Annotated in this window: 18 protein-coding genes and 1 riboswitch; of the genes, 8 read left to right on the top strand and 10 right to left on the bottom strand. The window is 63.8% G+C overall.

Annotated elements, in window-relative coordinates:
- The first annotated feature begins 38 nt into the window (after positions 1-38).
- From K414_RS0121135 to K414_RS0121145, 3 genes are read left to right on the top strand one after another with little or no spacing between them, the layout of a single operon-like run.
- Positions 39-2,138, top strand: coding sequence for a hydantoinase/oxoprolinase family protein (locus tag K414_RS0121135; protein ID WP_027497755.1), 2,100 nt, complete (start codon positions 39-41; stop codon positions 2,136-2,138).
- Between the two features lie 14 nt (positions 2,139-2,152).
- Positions 2,153-4,069 (top strand): hydantoinase B/oxoprolinase family protein, encoded by a 1,917-nt coding sequence (locus K414_RS0121140; protein ID WP_237606541.1) that lies wholly within the window; start codon positions 2,153-2,155, stop codon positions 4,067-4,069.
- Positions 4,070-4,078: 9 nt separating this feature from the next.
- The gene (locus K414_RS0121145) at positions 4,079-4,915 is read left to right on the top strand and encodes an NmrA family NAD(P)-binding protein (RefSeq protein ID WP_027497757.1); all 837 of its coding nucleotides are present in this window, start codon (positions 4,079-4,081) and stop codon (positions 4,913-4,915) included.
- A gap of 33 nt (positions 4,916-4,948) precedes the next feature.
- Here the strand turns inward: K414_RS0121145 and K414_RS27575 are convergent, their stop codons facing one another.
- From K414_RS27575 to K414_RS0121160, 3 genes are all read right to left on the bottom strand, one after another.
- Complete coding sequence (locus tag K414_RS27575) at positions 4,949-5,275, bottom strand: GreA/GreB family elongation factor (protein WP_051365209.1); 327 nt, start codon at positions 5,273-5,275, stop codon at positions 4,949-4,951.
- Between the two features lie 261 nt (positions 5,276-5,536).
- Positions 5,537-6,880, bottom strand: coding sequence for an NADP-specific glutamate dehydrogenase (gdhA, locus tag K414_RS0121155; RefSeq protein WP_027497758.1), 1,344 nt, complete (start codon positions 6,878-6,880; stop codon positions 5,537-5,539).
- A gap of 117 nt (positions 6,881-6,997) precedes the next feature.
- Positions 6,998-8,551, bottom strand: coding sequence for a PucR family transcriptional regulator ligand-binding domain-containing protein (locus K414_RS0121160; RefSeq protein WP_027497759.1), 1,554 nt, complete (start codon positions 8,549-8,551; stop codon positions 6,998-7,000).
- Positions 8,552-8,695: 144 nt separating this feature from the next.
- Between K414_RS0121160 and K414_RS0121165 the strand changes: the two genes are divergently transcribed.
- The 3 genes from K414_RS0121165 to K414_RS27585 all read left to right on the top strand — a co-directional run bounded on the left by K414_RS0121165 (position 8,696) and on the right by K414_RS27585 (position 10,906).
- Entirely contained in the window at positions 8,696-9,160 is a 465-nt protein-coding gene (locus tag K414_RS0121165) for a nucleoside deaminase (protein WP_027497760.1), read from the top strand.
- Positions 9,157-10,467: a cytosine permease gene (gene codB, locus K414_RS27580; protein WP_037219455.1), complete on the top strand. Its 1,311-nt coding sequence runs from the start codon at positions 9,157-9,159 to the stop codon at positions 10,465-10,467. The genes K414_RS0121165 and codB overlap by 4 nt, the downstream gene beginning before the upstream one ends.
- A gap of 61 nt (positions 10,468-10,528) precedes the next feature.
- Positions 10,529-10,906 (top strand): hypothetical protein, encoded by a 378-nt coding sequence (locus K414_RS27585; RefSeq protein ID WP_032364353.1) that lies wholly within the window; start codon positions 10,529-10,531, stop codon positions 10,904-10,906.
- Positions 10,907-10,984: 78 nt separating this feature from the next.
- On the opposite strand, the gene K414_RS0121180 is transcribed toward K414_RS27585, so the two are convergent.
- The 3 genes from K414_RS0121180 to K414_RS0121190 form a co-directional block, all read right to left on the bottom strand.
- A complete protein-coding gene (locus tag K414_RS0121180) occupies positions 10,985-11,413 on the bottom strand; it encodes a hypothetical protein (protein WP_027497761.1) in 429 nt (142 codons plus the stop codon).
- Positions 11,414-11,440: 27 nt separating this feature from the next.
- Positions 11,441-11,559, bottom strand: a riboswitch (SAM riboswitch).
- A gap of 183 nt (positions 11,560-11,742) precedes the next feature.
- A complete protein-coding gene (locus tag K414_RS28330; protein ID WP_051365210.1) occupies positions 11,743-12,144 on the bottom strand; it encodes a hypothetical protein in 402 nt (133 codons plus the stop codon).
- Between the two features lie 13 nt (positions 12,145-12,157).
- Positions 12,158-12,976, bottom strand: a complete 819-nt coding sequence (locus K414_RS0121190) for a DUF3558 domain-containing protein (RefSeq protein WP_231578172.1) — start codon at positions 12,974-12,976, stop codon at positions 12,158-12,160.
- A gap of 3 nt (positions 12,977-12,979) precedes the next feature.
- Here K414_RS0121190 and K414_RS28335 point away from each other — a divergent pair, with 3 nt between their 5' ends.
- Both K414_RS28335 and K414_RS29790 read left to right on the top strand, forming a co-directional pair.
- Positions 12,980-13,276: a hypothetical protein gene (locus K414_RS28335; RefSeq protein ID WP_152530457.1), complete on the top strand. Its 297-nt coding sequence runs from the start codon at positions 12,980-12,982 to the stop codon at positions 13,274-13,276.
- 162 nt (positions 13,277-13,438) lie between these two features.
- Positions 13,439-13,570 (top strand): hypothetical protein, encoded by a 132-nt coding sequence (locus tag K414_RS29790; RefSeq protein ID WP_272913803.1) that lies wholly within the window; start codon positions 13,439-13,441, stop codon positions 13,568-13,570.
- A 447-nt stretch (positions 13,571-14,017) separates the two neighbouring features.
- Here the strand turns inward: K414_RS29790 and K414_RS0121205 are convergent, their stop codons facing one another.
- From K414_RS0121205 to K414_RS0121220, 4 genes are read right to left on the bottom strand one after another with little or no spacing between them, the layout of a single operon-like run.
- Positions 14,018-15,100 carry a glycerate kinase gene (locus K414_RS0121205; protein WP_027497763.1) on the bottom strand — a complete coding sequence of 361 codons (1,083 nt, stop codon included), beginning with the start codon at positions 15,098-15,100 and terminating at the stop codon, positions 14,018-14,020.
- Complete coding sequence (locus tag K414_RS0121210; RefSeq protein ID WP_027497764.1) at positions 15,097-15,948, bottom strand: sugar phosphate isomerase/epimerase family protein; 852 nt, start codon at positions 15,946-15,948, stop codon at positions 15,097-15,099. Before K414_RS0121210 ends, K414_RS0121205 begins: the two co-directional genes overlap by 4 nt.
- Positions 15,945-17,126 carry a dihydrodipicolinate synthase family protein gene (locus K414_RS0121215; protein ID WP_027497765.1) on the bottom strand — a complete coding sequence of 394 codons (1,182 nt, stop codon included), beginning with the start codon at positions 17,124-17,126 and terminating at the stop codon, positions 15,945-15,947. Before K414_RS0121215 ends, K414_RS0121210 begins: the two co-directional genes overlap by 4 nt.
- A complete protein-coding gene (locus K414_RS0121220; RefSeq protein ID WP_027497766.1) occupies positions 17,123-18,280 on the bottom strand; it encodes a Gfo/Idh/MocA family oxidoreductase in 1,158 nt (385 codons plus the stop codon). Before K414_RS0121220 ends, K414_RS0121215 begins: the two co-directional genes overlap by 4 nt.
- Positions 18,281-18,446 lie beyond the last annotated feature (166 nt).

Below are 18,446 nucleotides of genomic sequence, written 5' to 3' on the forward strand. Positions count from 1 at the left end.
ACGGACGCGTGGCCTACGAACCATATCGAGGAGGAAGCGTGGAACCACGAAAGATTCGGGTCGGTATCGACACCGGTGGCACATTCACCGACGTCGTGGCAGTGGACGAGGAGTCCGGAGCCATGGTGACCACCAAGACTCCGTCGACGCCGAGTGATCCGGCCGAGGGATTCCTGACCGGCATCGACAAGGTACTGCGCCAGCTCGGCGTATCCGGCGATTCGCTCAGCGCCGTCAGCCACGGCACCACCGTCGCCACCAACAAGTTGCTCGAAGGCAAGGTGGAGAACCTGGGGTTCATCACCACCGAGGGTTACGAGCACGTACTCGAAATCGCGCGCCAGTCGGTACCCGACGGCTACGGCAACTCCTACTTCTGGGTCAAGCCCGATCGCATCGTGCCCGCGCACCGCGTCCGCACCATTCGTGGCCGGCTCTCTTTCGACGGCAACGAGATTCGCCCCCTCAACGACGACGACGTGCGCGCCGCAGCGGCATTCTTCAAGGCCGAGGGCGTCAAAACGCTGGGTGTGTGCCTGGTGCACTCCTACGCCAACCCCGATCACGAACAGCGCGTCCGCGACATCCTGCTCGAGGAATACCCCGAGGCGACGGTCTCCATCTCGACCGAGGTGCTGCGCGAGTACCGCGAATTCGAGCGCGCCATCACCACATTGGTCGACGCGGCCGTCAAGCCGAACATTCGCAGCTACGTCAACAACATCGCCAACCGGCTGCGGGAGTTCGCCACCGAATCCGGCGATGCACGCGACGTGCCGTTCTACGTCATGAAGTCGAACGGCGGCGTCCTGTCCGCGAAAGAGGTTGTGCATCAGCCCATCACCACCGTGCTCTCCGGACCTGCTGCGGGCGCTCTGGGTGCGGCCCTGGTTGCCAGCGCCGCCGGCGTCGAGCAGGTGTTGACGTGCGACGGCGGCGGCACCTCCACCGATGTGACCGTCGTGGTCCGCGGCGAGCCGGCTCTGACCACCGAGGGGCGCGTCGGCAACTACCCGTCGAAGATCCCGATGATCGACGTCGTCACCGTCGGTGCAGGCGGCGGGTCGATCGCCTGGATGACACCCGAGGGCACGCTGCGCGTCGGGCCGCATTCTGCCGGAGCCGATCCCGGCCCCATGTGTTACGGCAACGGTGGGTCCGCTCCCACCATCACCGATGCCCACGTTCTGCTCGGCCGCATTCCTCCCCACCTGCTCGGCGGCGAGATCCCCCTCGATACGGATCTGGCGCGCAAGGGCATCGAAGACCTCGCACATCAGCTCTCGCTCGAAGTCGAGGCCTGTGGCACCGGCATCCTCGAGGTATCGGCCTGGAACCAGGCCAATGCGCTGCGGCAGATCTCGGTCAAGCGTGGTCTCGACGTTCGCGACTTCACGCTCGTCACGTTCGGCGGCTCCGGCTCGCTGCTGGCCTGCCGCCTGGTGGACATCCTGGGTCTGAAAGATGTTCTGGTACCGCTCAACCCGGGCAACGTGTCGGCGTTCGGTTTGCTGACCGTCGACGTGCGCAACGACTACGTGCAGACGCATGTCAGCCGGCACGACCGTCTCCGCGTCGAAGATCTGGAATCGGAGCTGGCCGTACTGGCGTCGCGGGCCGACGAGGCACTCGCCGGTGAGGGCTTTGCGGCCGAGGATCGTCGCTACGCACGCTCGGCCGATCTGCGCTACTTCGGTCAGGCCTTCGAGGTTCGGGTGCCGATCGCCGACGGCGAGATTACTCAGGCCACCATCGATCAGGCCGCCGAAGCGTTCCACGAAGCACACCGCGAGCTGTACGGCTACGACTTCCGCGGAGATCAGAGCCAATTCGTCGAGTGGGTGAACCTGCGCGTCAGCGGCATCGGACCCATCAAGCGCCCGGTGCTGTCGGAGATCGCCGAGGGCAGCGGAGCCGAGAGTGCCCGCACCGGAACGCGTCAGGCCTACTTCGACGGCTGGCACGAAACCGCGATCTACAGCCGCGCCGATCTCGGTGCCGGTGACACGATCACCGGCCCGGCCGTCATCGAAGAATTCAGCTCCACCGTGCCGATCGATCCGGGCTTCTCCGCTCGCATCGACACGTTCGGCAACGTCCGCATCACCCGCACTCTCGACTCGAACGGAGCGAACTGATGACCGTCATCGACATGGTGAACAACAAGCCCTACCGGCTCTCTCCGGTCGACGCGCCTGCGCCTGATCCCGTTCTCGTCGAGATCGTGGCCGGCTACCTCGCAAGCGTCGAAATGGAGGTGGAGACGGCCATTTCGCGAACGTCGCGGTCACCGATGATCCGCGATGCCCACGATTTCCGCGCCGGAATCCACGACCGCAACCTGCGCAAGCTGACGGGCCGCTCCTACTCCGCGCTGGTGCATCCGGTAGCTCGCGATTTCCCGCTCGAGACGATGAAGCCGGGTGACGTCTACTTCCACAACGACGTCTATCTCTCCGAGGGTGGCATCGGGCACCTGCCCGATCTCTGCGTCACGGTGCCGGTGTTCGCGACCAAGCCCGGCGACACCGAGCCGTCGGTCGTTGCCTTCGTGCAGGCGTTCGGCCACCACGACGACATCGGCGGCTGCTGCCCCGGCTCCATGCCGTCCGGTGCCACCACCGTGTACGAAGAGGGCCTGATGGTTCCGCCGATCAAGCTGTGGGATCAGGGCGTACCCAACCAGGCTGCGTTGACGATCATGACGCGCAATTCCCGCATGCCCGACGCGTTGGCCGCCGATCTCGACGCCGAATGTTCCGCGTGCCTCATGGGTGCTCGGCGGATGACGGAGCTGTACGAGCGCTACGGCGGCGACACCGTCGAGGCGTGCTTCGACTCGATGATGGATGCCACCACCGAGATCTACCGCCGCGAGATCCTGAGCAAGATCCCGAAGGGCGAGTACACCTGGGAGGACTACGCCGAGCACGATGGCGTCGACGAGCCCATGTTGCACGTTCAGCGCATCACGTTGACCAAGACCGGCCCAGAGGACGAGCGCGGCGAGCGACTCATCCTCGACTTCACCGGCACCGGGCCACAGGCCAAGGGCCCGATCAACCACTGCGGTGATTACGCCGACGGCAACTTCCTGGCCAAATGGCTTGCGCCGGTGCTCCGCAACCTCGCAGACTCCCCCGAGCGCATGGCCGAGCTCGACGTCAACGAGGGCGTCATCCCGCTGATCGAGATGAAGTTCCCGGAGAAGGGCACGCTCATCACCCCGATCTTCCCGGCCCCGACCAACGCTCGTACGTTCGTCATCCTGCGCCTGCTCGGTGTGCTCGCCGGTGTGGTGGCAAAGGCCGTGGACGGCAACATGCCTGCCGATCAGGAAACCATTCGCTACACGGGCGTGTACGGCGACGACTTCGACGGCAACTCGTACCTCATGCGTGAGGTGCTCGGCGGCGGCTCCGGTGGTCGGCACTACGCGGACGGTGAGGACACCATTCACGTCGTGCCCGATTCGCGGAACCTGCCCACCGAATTCACCGAGAGCCGCTTCCCGTTCATCGTGGAAAAGCTGGGCCTGGCCAAGGATTCGGGCGGTGCCGGACGCTACCGCGGCGGCCTCGGCTACGAGAAGCACATCCGGATGCTCAAGGATGCGCACTTCATGTCCATCGCCGACCGTTCGATCCTCGCGTGCTGGGGAGTCAAGGGCGGTAAGGCCGGCGGATCGTTCTCGGTGACGCTGAATCCGGGTCAGGCCAACGAGCGTGAGTTCGACGCGTTGACCGATGCCGAGCCGATCCTGGCGGGCGACACCATCCGAATCCGCACGACGGGCGGCGGCGGTTGGGGCGATCCCCTGGAACGTCCTATCGAATCGGTAGAGCAGGACGTGCTGTGGGGCAAAGTCTCTCGCGAGTTCGCAGCCAAGGATTACGGCGTCGTGATCGCCGAGGGCACGGCGACCGCGGATGTGGAGGCTTCGGAGAAGCTGCGTGCAGAGATGCGCAATGCGCGCGGCCTCGATGAGCCGTTCTTCGATCGTGGGCCGGGCTACGAACGCCTCTCCGGCGGCGCGAAGTTCGCCGAGTACGACTTCATCGATCGCTGAGATCACCTGATGACTCTCGACGTTTCCCGTGGCACCGATATCGCGATCGTCGGTGCCACGGGTAAGACCGGACGAGCCGTCGCAGCTGCACTCGACGGTGTGGCGGTGGTACGGAGGCTGAGTCGTTCTGCGCCGGACTTTCCGGTGGACCTGGAGACCGGCGATGGACTGGTCGAAGCTTTCACCGGGTGCCGCGGGGTGTATTTCATTGCGCCCAATGTGCATCCGGACGAGCCGGCTCTACTCGTGCGGGCGCTGGACGCGGCGGCTTCGGCAGGGGTCGACCACGTCGTGTATCACTCGGTGGCCTGGCCGTACAGCCCGCGGATGCCGCACCACATGGACAAGGCACGCTGCGAGGAAGCGCTACGTGCTTTCAGTTCGGAGCGGGGCTTGCACTGGACCATCCTGCAGCCCTGCGCCTATGCACAGAACTTCGAGGCGGTTCTGGACGGGACTGCTGCCGATCTTGCTGTGCCCTACAGCCTGGACACCACGTTCTCGTTCATCAGCCTCGACGATGTGGCCGAGATAGCAGCTCGGGTCCTCATCGAGGGAACCGAGCTGCACCATGGGGCGACGTACGAGCTCGGTGGGCCGGAAGCGCTGAGCGTCCGGGACGTGGTTCGTCTGGTCGAGGTGGCCACCGGTCGTGTGGTCGCTTCCAGGTCCTCGAGTGTCGACGAATGGATGAGGCTGCACAGCGACTCGATGTCCGCCGATGAGCAGCATCGACTCGGGGCAATGTTCGAGTTTTACGACGACCGAGACTTTCTGGCCGGGAGTGCCGTCACCGCAACCCTGCTGGGCCGGGCGCCGACGCCGGTGCGTGCGTTGATCAGCTAGTCGATTCCCGCCGAGCAGGCCACTGCAACACCCTCACGGCCAGGTGATGCCCAGGACTGTCACTGTGCTCTCGGCACCGGAGGGGAGCGAGTACGTGCGTACGTCATGCACTCGACTCCCGTCCAAGGCAGCGCCCAAAGGTGAACAGGTCGAGCAGCTTCGGCCGCTGCTCTCCATCATGTGTTCGACCAGCACGAAGGTGTCCACGTCCTTCTCGTCACCATCGAACATGACGGTGACAGCAGATCCGGGGCCGGCGATATCGCGGTCGATAGTTTTCGATGCTTCCGATTCTGCGATGCGGCATTGCGCGATGTACGGACGCAGAACTGCGCCCGCCGATTCGAGATGACTATTCATTGACCGCTGTTTCTCGATGCGCCGACGGACGGGTATTACCGAGCGCGATCAGAACGGCCGGTGGCCGAAAGAGGTGGCGCTGCAATCGGGTCCAGGACGGAGTCGAGGGACCGAGGATCGAACGAGGTGACGAAAGCGCGAACGCTACCGCACCTCTGCTCCATCGGGGATCACAGCGACACAACTTCTTTCGATTCGAGCTCGTGCAGCCGACTGTAGCCGAAAGAAAATAAGAAGCCAGTCGGTGATGCGGGCGGTGCTCTAGACGATGCCGAGAGCGATCATCGCGTCGGCGACTTTGATGAAACCGGCGATATTCGCGCCGTGGACGTAGTCGCCCGGCTTGCCGTACTCCTCGGCGGTCGCGATGGTTCGGTGATGGATTCCGTGCATGATCGCGGCGAGGCGTTCGTCGGTGTACTCGAAACTCCACGAGTCACGAGATGCGTTCTGCTGCATCTCGAGAGCGGAGGTTGCCACTCCTCCGGCATTGGCCGCTTTGCCAGGTGCGAACGCGACCGAGGCGTCGCGGAAGATCTGGACGGCGTCCGGTGTGGTCGGCATGTTGGCCCCTTCGGCCACCACCTTCACGCCGTTGGAGACGAGGACTTTCGCCGCGTCGGCATCGAGTTCGTTCTGCGTGGCCGAGGGCATTGCTACCTGGCACGGCACATCCCAGATCGAGCCGTTCTCGATGAACGATGCTCCGTCGACGGTCTCGCAGTACGCGCTGATGCGTTCGCGTCGCACCTCTTTGATGTCTTTGAGCAGTTCGAGGTCGATGCCGTTGGAGTCGACGATGTAGCCCGAGGAATCCGAGCATGCGATTACCGTGCCGCCGAGTTGATGCACCTTCTCGATCGCGTAGATGGCGACGTTTCCGGACCCGGACACGACGACGGTCTTGCCATCCAGTGAGGTGCCGAGCGTCTCGAGCATATCTGCGACGAAATAGGCGACGCCGTAGCCGGTGGCTTCCCGGCGTACCTGCGAACCACCCCACGAAGTGCCTTTGCCGGTCAACACGCCGGATTCGTAGGAGTTGGTCAGACGCTTGTATTGCCCGAAGAGATAACCGATTTCGCGGCCACCGACGCCGATGTCGCCGGCGGGCACATCGGTGTACTCGCCGATGTGGCGGTGCAGCTCGGTCATGAAGGACTGGCAGAACCGCATGACCTCGGCCTCGGATCGGCCCTTGGGGTCGAAGTCGGAGCCGCCTTTGCCGCCGCCGATGGGGAGCCCGGTCAGTGCGTTCTTGAAGATCTGCTCGAACCCCAGGAACTTGACGATGCCCAGGTTGACGCTGGAGTGGAACCGCAATCCACCCTTGTACGGCCCCAGGGCGCTGTTGTACTGCACTCGGAATCCACGGTTGACGTGCACTGCGCCGGCGTCGTCCACCCACGGAACACGGAAGATGATCTGACGCTCCGGCTCACACAAACGCTCGATCAACCCGGCGTCGGCGTAACCCGGACTGCGATCGACCACCACTCGAAGCGAGTCGAACACCTCGGTCACCGCTTGATGGAACTCGGGCTCCCCCGCGTTCCGCGCGCGAACTTGCTGGTAGATCGTCTCGATCTGGTCTCGCGTCGACACTCGTGCGTCTCCTATGTGAGGAATGTGAAATATGACCGTAACAATGACGGACGAGAGATGGGCACACAGGTTCGGGCCTCACAGGACTGGATCCACGACGTTTCCGATCGAGTGGGGTCAGCTTCCGCAGCGCGATGTACGCGCGAATGCGGCCTGCGGGTCGAGCCCGGTCTGCATACGCCACGCCGTCAGAGCGAGTCCCAGACCGGCCAGGTGCGTCGGGTCATCGAGCGAGGTGCCCAGGAGCGTGTCGAGTCGCGACAACCGGGCGTAGAGAGACTGTCGCCTGATGCCAAGTCCGATCGCGGTCTGGGCTTTACTACCGCCGTTCGCCACGAAGGCATCGAGGGTTCGCACGAGATCGGCAGAGTGTTCGGTGTCGAAAGCGATCACGTCACCGAGCTGTTCGGTGACGAACTCCGTGATCATGGCCGGTACGCACGCGCCCAGCAACCGTTGAACACCGACATCGCGAGCGCACAGAACACCGGTGCGAGTTCCGAAGCGCCGCGCGATCTGGACCACCTCACGCGCTCGGCCGATCGCATCGGAGAGGTGAGACAACCCGAGGACCGGAGCCGACGCACCGATCGTGCGCAATGCTGAACCATGAGATCCGCCGCGGAGCAGAGCCTCGATCTCGTTGAACGCGGAGCGAACTCGCGCAGGCGACGGTTGCACCCAGCCCTGCGCGAGCACGACGACGTGGTTCGCAGCCACCCCGACCAAACACCGCCCGAGGACGGACTCGACCGCTTCTCGAACCGGAATCAACAGCTCGCGCGCCGGAGTTCGTTGATCGACGTCGACGGCGGCCACCAGAACATGGTGGCCTTCGCTGGGTGCCCAACCGGCTGCGCCGAGGCGCTCGACGAGGTCACCGTGTGAGGTCGACGTGCCTCCCACGAGATCGGTGATCACGGCCTGTGCACGGGACTGTCGGGGACCGAGGCCGGGATGTCGACCGAGTTCCAGAGCTACCGCGACGGCCGCGCAGTGACCGATGGCCGAGCGCCGTGCAGTGGTCCGTCCGGCCAGCACGAGCCGACCGAGCGAGCCCGCGGGTCCGCGCACGTCGAGGGCCGTTTTTTCATCGGCCGATCGCGGCGCAGCGGTAGCGTTGTGTTCGACGACGCGGCCCTCCGCGTCGAGCAGATCGACGCCACAGCCGGCCAGCCGTGCGATCGCGTCGAGTAGAGCAGTCATACCCTGCCCCGCCACGACGAGGTCCATGAGCTGATGCCAGACCGGCTCGCCGGTGCGCTGCATTCCGAGCCGGCGCCTCATCACGAGGTCGTGGAAGTCCTCGACCATCCGCTCGAATGGGACGATCGTGTGCAGCGTCAGGAATGCCACCCCTCGGCGACGCGCGGCCTCGACCAATTCCGGCGGTGCCACGAGAAATGAGCGCCCGACTTCCATTGCGAGAGCGGCACATCCCGCGTCGGCCAGTTGGTCGACGTAGGCGGTCAGCTGCTGGGCCGATCGTCCCTGGAGGCCGAGTCCGGTGGTCAACAACAGCTCTCCGCCCGACAGCAAGCCGCCCATCTCGTAGACCTCGGACGAATGCACCCAGCGGACGACCACGGTGTCGGGTGAGCCCGTGAGTACCTCGACAGCCGCCGCTTCGAAAGACGGCAGCGCCAGAACGTTTCGCAGAGTCGGCAGCATTCGTTCATGCTCCGCCGACGGGACACAGTGCTCCAGATCGACTATTGCTCGAGTGACACGTTGTCCCTTGGCAATCTGTGCGAGGCCTGGTCGACTGATGACACGCATCACCCTCACCGTTCGTAGACGCTTCAGGAGGACCCCTTGACCGATCCCGCGCACACCGACGAGTACTTCCTCGGACTTGCACTCGAACAGGCACAGGTTGGCTGGGAGGAGGGCGGCGTTCCCATCGGCGCGGCACTCGTGCACGACGGCCAAGTACTGGCGGTGGGACGGAACCGGCGCGTGCAGATGGACAGCGCAATTCGTCATGGCGAAACCGACTGCATCGAGCGAGCGGGGCGGCTACCGGCTTCGGTGTACCGCAAGTCCGTTCTCTACACCACCCTGTCCCCGTGTTTCATGTGTGCGGGAACCGCATTGCTGTACGAGATTCCGCGAATCGTCATCGGCGAGAACCGCTCCTTCGAGATGTCGGAGAGTCTGTTGCGCGAGCATGGGGTACAGCTCGACGTCGTCGACGACCCCGCCTGTCTGCAGCTCATGGAACGCATGTTGGCGGAGCGCCCGGGCCTGTGGCTCGAAGACATCGGCGAGGAGGCATGAGCAACCGAGCCGATCACGAGTCCACCGCACAGAAGGCCGACGAACCGGTAGACCTGGACTACCCCGTCACGCCAGTGCCCCGCAGTGCCCGCAAGCCGTTCTTCTCGTTGGCCATCGTGCTGCTGGGCTTCACCATCTTCACTCCGACAATGCTGGCCGGCGCTGCACTCGGCACGGCGTTCAGTTTCTGGACCCTCATCCTGGTGATCGTCGCCGGCTCGGCGATTCTGGGCGCGTACGTGGCCATGATGGGATTTGCCGGTGCACGTACGGGTTTGACGACCGTGCTCATGGCGCGTTACAGCTTCGGCACCCGTGGATCCAAGCTCGCGTCGTTGCTCCTCGGTGGTACGCAGATTGGTTGGTATGGCGTCATCATCGGCACCATCGGTGAGCTCACCTCGCAAGCATTGGGCTGGGAGTCCTATGCCGCGCGGGCGGCGGTCATGATCGGTGCGAGCATCCTCATGTGCATCACCGCCTGCTACGGATACCGCGGGATGTACTGGGTCTCGGTCGTGTCGACGCCATTGATTATTGCCTTGGCGTGTTGGGTGGTCTCCCGCTCTCTCGACGAGGTCGGTGGGTTCTCCGGTCTGACGTCGATCGCACCCACGACGACCATGACGGTCACGCTCGCCATCACGACGGTCGTCGGCACTTTCGTCTCCGCGGGGACACAGGCACCCAATTGGACTCGATTCGCACGATCCGGGTCGCAAGCGGCGTGGGCGTGCATCATCGGGTTCCTTCTCGGCAACGGAATGATGATTCTGTTCGGAGCAATCGGAGCAATCACCTTCGGTGAGGGCGATTTCGTTCTGGTTCTCTACAACCTGGGACTCGTCGGCTGGGGCCTGATTCTGCTCTTCGGTAACCTGTGGAAGAGCAACGCGGACACCGCATATGCCTTCGGCGTCGCCGGCGCGGAAATGTTCCGTCATCCCCGGAAGGCACCGTTCATCATCGGCGGCTGCGTCATCGGGACCCTGCTCGCGCTCGTCGGTGTGCACAACCATCTGGTCGACTACCTGAGCCTGCTCGGCACCTTCATTCCCCCGTTGGGCGGTGTTCTCATCGGGGACTTCCTGTGCCGCTGGCGTCAGGGCATACCCGAGGGGCACACTCCCCCGCTCGTGCATTGGCGACATCTCGCGGTCTACGCCTTCGCGGCATTCCTTGCGTGGCTGTCCGGGGAACTCGAATTCGGAATACCACCCCTGATCGGCATCGTGGTCGCCATCGCGCTGACGGTGGTTCTGCATCGACGTGCCGCGGCGTCAGCAAGTGGCTCCGTGGCCGCTTAGGGTTGTCGACACGACTGTCAACCCCGAGGCCAGTGTTGGGCGAAAGAGGTGGCCGAAGCCGATGATCATCACCGGATTGTTCTTCGCGGAGTACGCGCGAGTCAGCGAAGACATGCTCGACATTCTCGGCGGTGTATGGGATACCTGCACGGTTCCTCGCGACACCCGAATGCTCGAATGCCGTCTCGTGGCGCTACTGCAGACGGGGCCCGACGACATCGGTAAGGACTTCCCCGCGACGCTCGAAGTGCTCGACGCGAAGGGCGAACACATCGTCAATCAACGTGGTCTCCAGATCCCCGGTGCCGGATTTACCGGGGAGAATCGATTCTGGTTCCTGCCGATGCAGATGGTGTTCCGCGACGAAGGACGGCACAACTTCATCCTCAGCGCCGGTGAAGCCACAGCGAGCGTAGGGCTTCGCATCGCGTTCGGTTAATCGAGCGGTAAGAGGCTTTCGGTCAGTTACTAGAGCGCCCGCAGCCGGGACAAGACGCCTGACTGCTAGTCGACCCACTCAGCGGGACAACGCGTGCAGGGTCGCCTCTCCCGCGCGATATCCTGCCTCGAACAGCCATGGCCACTCGGAGAAGTCCTCTGGATCGACCACTACCGTCTCCACGCGGCCGTTTCCCCGCCGCTTTGGCTTGTTCTCGGGATGCGACGGGAACCGATCCTTCAAATAGGCCGGCTCGAGGCTCTGCCGAAAGATCAGCCACGTTCGCGGTGAGAAACCCACTGCTTCAGCACGTTTCGCAAGGTCGATCCAGGCTTCACTGTTCGCATATCCACCCTCGAGTACCAGCCTCCGGGTCTCGAGCATCGGGAACACCCCGAACCATATCGGCGGATAGCTCAGCAGCGTCTGGCACCAGGCACGACGACGATCCGGCGGAATGGGTTCCCATTTGGCTTGTGCTGCTGCGAGTCCGTCATCTGCAGACATTTTTCACCTCGTCCTGGAGGTGCGACCTCCATCGACTTGCGCACCCGCGGTCGCGAGATGCGCCGGTTCTTCCCCTGGGGCACCCTGTCGATGGAGACGGGGTTGCCGGACAGCCGGCCAGGTACCTACGGCTGTCGCTCTTGAACCTTCCTCGACAATAGCCGAGGGGTACGGCTGCGACAATCCTGTGGGTCAGCGGAGCATCTTCCGACGAAATTCGCATCCAGATCGGGACCCGCACTTCAGCTCGCACACCAACTGCGCAGCGGCGCAGTATCTGTCCAGACGGACCGGTGGCACCGATCGCGTTGGGCCTCGGACCTGAAAGGTCACCTGCCCAGACGCTCACCGATCTCCGCGATGGACGTCAACGTCCGCTGATCGGCGTACTCGGCTTCATCGAAGTAGCGCTTGAACACCGACCGCATCAATTCGATGACCTCGATGTGCTGCGTCAGCACGACGCGCAGCGAGCGATCACCGCTGTAGGCAATCCTCTCGAACTTTTCGCCGAGCTGCCTGGCCGAATCCAAGGAGCCGAATGCCCTGACGTCGACCAAGTTTTGCGTCTTTACCACCATGTCTTTCAAGTGCCGGATGTAGGCAGCACACACCTCGTCACACCGGAACGCCACGCCTTCTGGAATCTCGAGCTGCCCGGAATCTGCCTGCATCGACAGCGCCTGCCACTGCTGCATCGACGACGCCAGCTCGTTGGTCTCCGAACCCATCGATTACATCCACCTATTCTTCCGACGGCAAGGACAGTCGGAGCGAACGCGCCAACCGTTCGACCTCAACACACGGATTTTCAAGAGGTGGTGTCATCACCAACCCGTCGAGATTCAGGTAGACGACGCCACCCGGGTGGCCGAAGGCGACGCCGCAGTTGACCTCGTCGTACTTGATGGTCCGCTGGAAGCGCATGCCGTCGGAACCCTCGATGGGCTCGAAATTCTCGAACGGTCCCCGCTCACGCAAGTAGTCCAGACTTTCCGTGGAAGAAAAGATGCCGACGCGATACCACGGCGTCGGCAGAGGGTTCGTCCAAAAGCACGTCATCCAGTCTTCCGAAATTGGCAGATCTCCTACCAAGTTCGAGGACTTCGTCTCGACTGCCAAGCCTGCGTCCTCGATGGCCGAGTCCGGGATAGTGCACGGATCCCATGCACCATCTGCCGGTGCGGTTGTCGACACCGAGGTCGTCAACGGCGACGCAACAGGCATGCCTTCGGTCGCCCGTCCGCATCCGGTTACCGCCAGCATCACCCCGACCGCACCCGCGATCAGCAATCGCATCTTGCTCACAGCACTCCATCCAGGTAAGCCATCCTTGATGTTGGACGCAGCTAGCGACGCATCGGTTCCATTGGATCGGAGGCGAGCATGCCCTGCGTTTGCCGATAGGTGCGACGCGCTGTGGACCGAATGATCCCAGTGATGAACGGGCACCACTCCGGCCGAGGTTCTCGACGTAGATCGGACATCCGTCATCATTGATGCGTGATAAAACAGGCAACTTGTTTTGCTTTGCTCGGCGCTGTGATCGCGGTACTGGGTCACGCAGTGACCGGAACTTCGGGGTACGCGGCGTACGTCTCCGGCGAATCGTTCTATGGACCCGACACCACGCTGGGGCTATGGGTGCGACCCGTCGTCGCCGCTTCGACCGGCGCGGTGATCGGCATGTTCGCAGGGCTGGTGCTGCACCTGTGTGGCTGTCGATTCATCGTCGAACCCTCTCGGCGCGTGGGGCTCGTAGTCGTTGCCGGTCTGGTCGGAGTGACGCTGGGGATGATGCCAGTGCTGATCCTCGTCGGCACGAGCTTCTTCGGTTCAAGTTCGGGCTTATCAACCGACTAAGTGCTCCCGATCTATGCAGGCACCGCAGTTTTCGCTTACGTGCTTGGAATTGCCTCGGTCCGGTTGCTGCTCAGGGCAACTCATGATCCGTTGTCGTCTCGGACAACCAAGGTTGTAGCTGTCTTTCTCCCGATCGGAGGTGTCCTCGCTACCCTCGCTGGAATGGGGACCGCCTGGATTCTCGGATTCTCCACGACGGTATCCACTTTCGTCGCGGTGATGGTGGCGGTGCTGTGCGTACTCGTGGCAACATTCGCGCTCGCTCGGGCGTGGGCGTTGCGTACGACGGCATAGGCGCTCGAAGATCTACCGCCGAGATCGTTTAGCCTGAGGGCAATTCACGAACGAGCGAGCGAGCGAGCCGATGATCATCACCGGATTGTTCTTCGCGAAGTAGGCGCGAGTCAGTGCAGACATGCTCGACGTCCTCGGCGGAAACCTGCACCGTCCCACACGAAACCCGCAGGCTCTAATGCCGGCTGGCCGCACTGTCGCAGCCGGGACCCGACGACATCGGTAAGGACTTCCCGCGACTCTGGGGGTTCTCGACGCCAAGGGCGAAGACACTGTCAATCAACGCGGTTTCCAGATTCTCAGTTCCGACTTCACCGACGAGGATAGATTCTGGCTCCTGCCGATGCAGATGGTTTTCCGCAACGAAGTACGGCACAACTTCATCCTCAGCGCCGGTGCCGCAGCAGCGGGCACCATCCGATCCGACGGCGTTTTCGGTGCCCCTCGCTATCGAACTTCGTGTGCCAGACGCCGTCCAGCGTCGATCAACCATTGTCGCGGATCCGCCATGGCGGCCTCACTGCTGCCGGCAAGGTCCGTCAGCGACACGGTCCGCACCTCGACGTCCGACTTCACCGCCCCGGCGACCACCACTACCGGAACCGAAGCGTCCGAACACATCTGAACTACATATCCGACCAGTTTGCCCGTCAGCGACGTGCGATCGAAGGTGCCCTCACCCGTCACCACGAGGTCGGCGGAAGAGACAGCAGCCGACAGTCCCGTCAGGTCCGACACCCGTTGCGCTCCGGCGGATACACGAGCCCCCAGCGCGCACAGCCCAAATGCGACCCCTCCCGCAGCACCGGTTCCCGGCATGGACGGGTCGGCCGGCAAGCCCGCATCGGCGAGCAGATCGGCCCAATACTCCAACGCTTCGTCGAGAGACTCGATGTCAGCGGCCGACGCACCCTTCTGCGGCCCGAAGATGTGTGCGGCACCGTCGAGTCCGAACAAGACCGCGCGCGTATCGGTCAGCAATTCGATATCGGACGGCACCCCCGCGAGGCCCGACGCATCCACCGACCGGGCGGCCACCAGACCTGCACCGCCCTCCGGAACGTCCTGACCCGATTGGTCCAGCACCCGAACGCCAAGCGCCCGAAGCACTCCTAGCCCGCCGTCGGTCGACGCCGAGCCCCCCAGCGCTACCGTAATTCGATCCGAACCGCAGCCTCGAATGACCTCACCGAGCCCGCGGGTGGTCGCAGCAAATGCATTCAGCGACTCCATCATCGCGATGCCCGACGACTCCGAAAGCTCGATCACCGCCCGGCCGTTGTCGAGCATCAACCATCGCGCGTCGACCGGCCGACCGTCCGGGCCGCAGACACCGCGCACCGATGACCACGTCGAGTCTGCCGAGCACGCTGCGAGCACGTCGAGCGTCCCTTCGCCCCCATCTGCCTGCGGCATCGACACCAGGTCGTCACCCTTGCGGACAGCCGCCCACCCCTCGATCAATGCCGCGGCGGCATCCACAGCGTCGATGGTGCCTTTGAAGGAATCGGGGGCGAAGAGAACTCTCATGCGATCAGACTGGGAAGAACCAGATCGCGGTAGCGCTGCTTCATCGTCTCGATCACCTGGTCTCCATCGGTCGCCCACACGGCAGCGTTGAAGATCTCCACTTCGACATCACCTCGGTACCCAGCGTCCTGAATCCATCGGCCGATGGATTCGAAGTCGATCACACCGTCTCCCATCATTCCGCGCGACAGAAGCGGGTCGGCCTCCATCGGCACCAGCCAGTCGCACACCTGGTACGAGCTGATGCGGCCACGGTCACCTGCCGTTCGGATCAATGACTCCAGGTCCGGATCCCACCACACGTGAAAGGTGTCGACCACGACGCCTACCGCTTCCACCGGATGCGGCTCGGCCATCGACAAAGCCTGTCCCAGTGTGGAGATGACAGCACGGTCGGCCGCGAACATCGGGTGCAGAGGTTCGAGCGCTATGCGAACCCCCCGCTCGAGTGCATACGGAACGAGCAGAGCCAGCCTCTCTTCCACCCGAGCCCGCGCTCCGACGAGGTCGCGATCGGGGATGCCACCCATGACCATCACGAGCTCGGGCGCTCCGAGTTCGGCGGCTTCGTCGAGAGCGCGACGGTTGTCATCGAGACCGTCGTCGTCGATTGCCGTGAGGAACCCACCGCGGCAGAGGCTCGACACCCGCAGACCGGCATCGGAAATGAGCTTGGCCGATTCGCTGACGCCCGCCTCCTGAATCCGATCCCGCCACGGGGCCACCGCACCCAGCCCGGCTCGCGCGGCCCCGTCGACGGCTTGCTTCAGCGTCCAGCTATTCGTCGTCTTGGTGTTGAGAGACAGTGCAGCGTAGGGGTTGTCGAGGTCGGACGGTGCGATACTCACGACGCTGCCCCGTTCAGTTCGAGGTATAGCCCCATACGATGCGCAGCCAGCGACGGATCCGACAAGAGCCCGGCGCGATCGGCGAGGACGAACAGCGTGGTCAGGTGTTCCACACTGCGACCCGACGACAGACCGCCCACCATCGAATAGCCCGGTTGCTTGCCGTTGAGCCACGACAGGAACGCAATCCCGGTCTTGTAGTAATAGGTGGGCGCGGCGAAGATATGGCGGCCGAGCTCCTGCGTCGAACGCAGAATGGTCTCGGCGCGTGCAGTGTTCCCGCGGTCGAGCTCCTGCAACGCCGTCGACGCCGCCGGGTAGATGCCGGCGAAGATGCCGAGTAGTGCATCCGAATGATGCTGTCCATCGCCGATGATCAGCTCGGGGTAGTTGAAGTCGTCGCCGGTGTAGAGGCGGACGCCTGCGGGCAGCCCGGCTCGTAGTTCGATCTCGTGCTGAGCGTCGAGCAACGACACCTTCACTCCGTCGACCTTGGCTGCGTGCGACTCGATCAGCCCGCGGAAGGTACCCGTAGCGGACGAAATGTCAGCGCTACCCCAGTATCCGGCGAGCGAGGGATCGAACATCGTTCCGAGCCAATGTAATACGACAGGCTGTTCGACTTCGTCGAGCAATGTCGAGTAGACGTGCAGATAGTCGTCGGGTGACGTCGCCACCCGAGCCAGGGCGCGTGAAGCCATGACGATGACCTTTGCTCCCGACTCGGTGACCACCGAGATCTGCTCGCGGTAGGCGTCGAGCACAGCAGCGAGACCGTCTTTGCCCGACGGCAGCGCGTTCAAGTCGAGTTGGTCCGTTCCCGCGCCGCAGGCGAGTGATCCTCCGACGCGAGCGGCCTCGGCTCCAGAGCGACTGATCAGCTCGGACGTAGCGGCCCAGTCCAGGCCCATGCCGCGCTGAGCGGTGTCCATCGCATCGGCGACACCCAATCCGTAGGACCAGAGTTCATGGCGGTACGCCATGGTGGCGTCCCAGTCGATGTCGGCGGGTGCCCCCGGGGTGTTGTCTCCTGTGGCCCTGGGGATCACGTGCGCTGCGGCATATGCGACGCGTGAGGTGATGGGGGCGGTGGGCTTGGTCCACTCACCCGGTTCGCCGAGCGCGTAGACCCCGCGGCCGGGGAGGGTGATCGACACCCTGGAGTCGACGGCGGTCACAGCGCGATCTCCGGGACCTCGAGGCGACGGCCCTCGGCGGAGGATCGCAAACCGAGCTCGGCCAGCTGCACACCGCGGGCAGCGGAGAGCAGACCGTAGCGGTGCGGCCGTTCAGCGACGACGTCGCGCAGGAACTCTTCCCATTGCAACTTGAACCCGTTGTCCAAGTCCGCGTTCGCGGGAACCTCGAGCCACTGGTCGCGGAACGGTTCGGTGACGGGCAGATCTGGATTCCATACAGGCTTCGGGGTGTGCGAACGATGCTGGGCGACGCAGTTGCGCAACCCCGCGACCGCCGATCCGTGCGTGCCGTCGATCTGGAATTCGACCAGTTCGTCTCGGAACACTCGCACTGCCCACGACGAGTTGATCTGGGCGACAACGCCGTTCTCCATCTCGAAGATGCCGTAAGCGGCGTCGTCGGCGGTGGCGGCGTATTCGTTGCCCTGCTCGTCCCAGCGCGTCGGGATGTGGGTGGCGGTTTTCGCAATGACGGTCTCGACCTTGCCGAGGATGCCTTCGAGCACATAGTTCCAGTGGCAGAACATGTCGACGACAATGCCGCCGCCGTCCTCGGCCCGGTAATTCCAGCTGGGACGCTGGGCGGGCTGACCGTCGCCCTCGAAGACCCAGTAGCCGAATTCACCTCGCAGGGAGAGGATGCGGCCGAAGAATCCTTCGTCGACAAGCCGCTTGAGCTTGACCAGTCCTGGGAGGTAGAGCTTGTCGTGAACAACGCCGGCCGTGATGCCCGCGTTCTGCCCGATGCGGGCCAGTTCGATGGCTTGCGTCAGCGTTTCGGCTGTCGGCTTCTCCGTGAAGATGTGCTTGCCGGCCTTCATCGCCGACGAGAGCGCCTCGGCGCGCCGCGAAGTGACCTGAGCGTCGAAGTAGATGTCGACGGACGCGTCGTCGATGACCGATGCGCTGTCGGTGGTGTACTCGGCGATACCGTGTCGGCTGCAGAGCTCTTGGAGCTTGGCTTCGTTGCGGCCGACCAGGATCGGCTCGACCTGTATGCGCGAACCGTCGTCGAGGAGGAGCCCTCCGGCGTCGCGGATGGGCAGGATGGAGCGAAGAAGATGCTGACGGTAGCCCATGCGGCCGGTGACGCCGTTCATGGCGATGCGCAAGGTACGGGTGGGTGTGGGCATGAGAGATTGCCCTTTCTGTGCACTGATGACGAAGGACGTGGGACGACGGCGAGCCATGACGGATGGGGCCGCGGCGACGGTGTGGCGGAAAGTCCACTACGCGTCGTCAGGGAAAGTCAGCTTCGGAATGCGCTTTCCAAGCTATGCTGTCGATGTCGATCGGTCA

It is taken from the genome of Rhodococcus sp. JG-3, assembly GCF_000482405.1.
In the GTDB taxonomy this organism is placed as follows: Bacteria; Actinomycetota; Actinomycetes; order Mycobacteriales; family Mycobacteriaceae; genus Rhodococcoides; species Rhodococcoides fascians.

What these genes read in the sequence shown, in the direction of transcription:
- K414_RS27575 (WP_051365209.1), bottom strand. Translation starts at nt 5,275, where the DNA reads ATGAATAGTCATCTCGAATCGGCGGGCGCAGTTCTGCGTCCGTACATC.
- K414_RS0121160 (WP_027497759.1), bottom strand. Translation starts at nt 8,551, where the DNA reads ATGCTGCCGACTCTGCGAAACGTTCTGGCGCTGCCGTCTTTCGAAGCG.
- K414_RS0121220 (WP_027497766.1), bottom strand. Translation starts at nt 18,280, where the DNA reads ATGCCCACACCCACCCGTACCTTGCGCATCGCCATGAACGGCGTCACC.
- K414_RS0121180 (WP_027497761.1), bottom strand. Translation starts at nt 11,413, where the DNA reads ATGTCTGCAGATGACGGACTCGCAGCAGCACAAGCCAAATGGGAACCC.
- K414_RS0121140 (WP_237606541.1), top strand. Translation starts at nt 2,153, where the DNA reads ATGGTGAACAACAAGCCCTACCGGCTCTCTCCGGTCGACGCGCCTGCG.
- K414_RS0121145 (WP_027497757.1), top strand. Translation starts at nt 4,079, where the DNA reads ATGACTCTCGACGTTTCCCGTGGCACCGATATCGCGATCGTCGGTGCC.
- K414_RS29790 (WP_272913803.1), top strand. Translation starts at nt 13,439, where the DNA reads ATGGGGACCGCCTGGATTCTCGGATTCTCCACGACGGTATCCACTTTC.
- codB (WP_037219455.1), top strand. Translation starts at nt 9,157, where the DNA reads ATGAGCAACCGAGCCGATCACGAGTCCACCGCACAGAAGGCCGACGAA.
- K414_RS28330 (WP_051365210.1), bottom strand. Translation starts at nt 12,144, where the DNA reads ATGGGTTCGGAGACCAACGAGCTGGCGTCGTCGATGCAGCAGTGGCAG.
- K414_RS27585 (WP_032364353.1), top strand. Translation starts at nt 10,529, where the DNA reads ATGATCATCACCGGATTGTTCTTCGCGGAGTACGCGCGAGTCAGCGAA.
- K414_RS0121205 (WP_027497763.1), bottom strand. Translation starts at nt 15,100, where the DNA reads ATGAGAGTTCTCTTCGCCCCCGATTCCTTCAAAGGCACCATCGACGCT.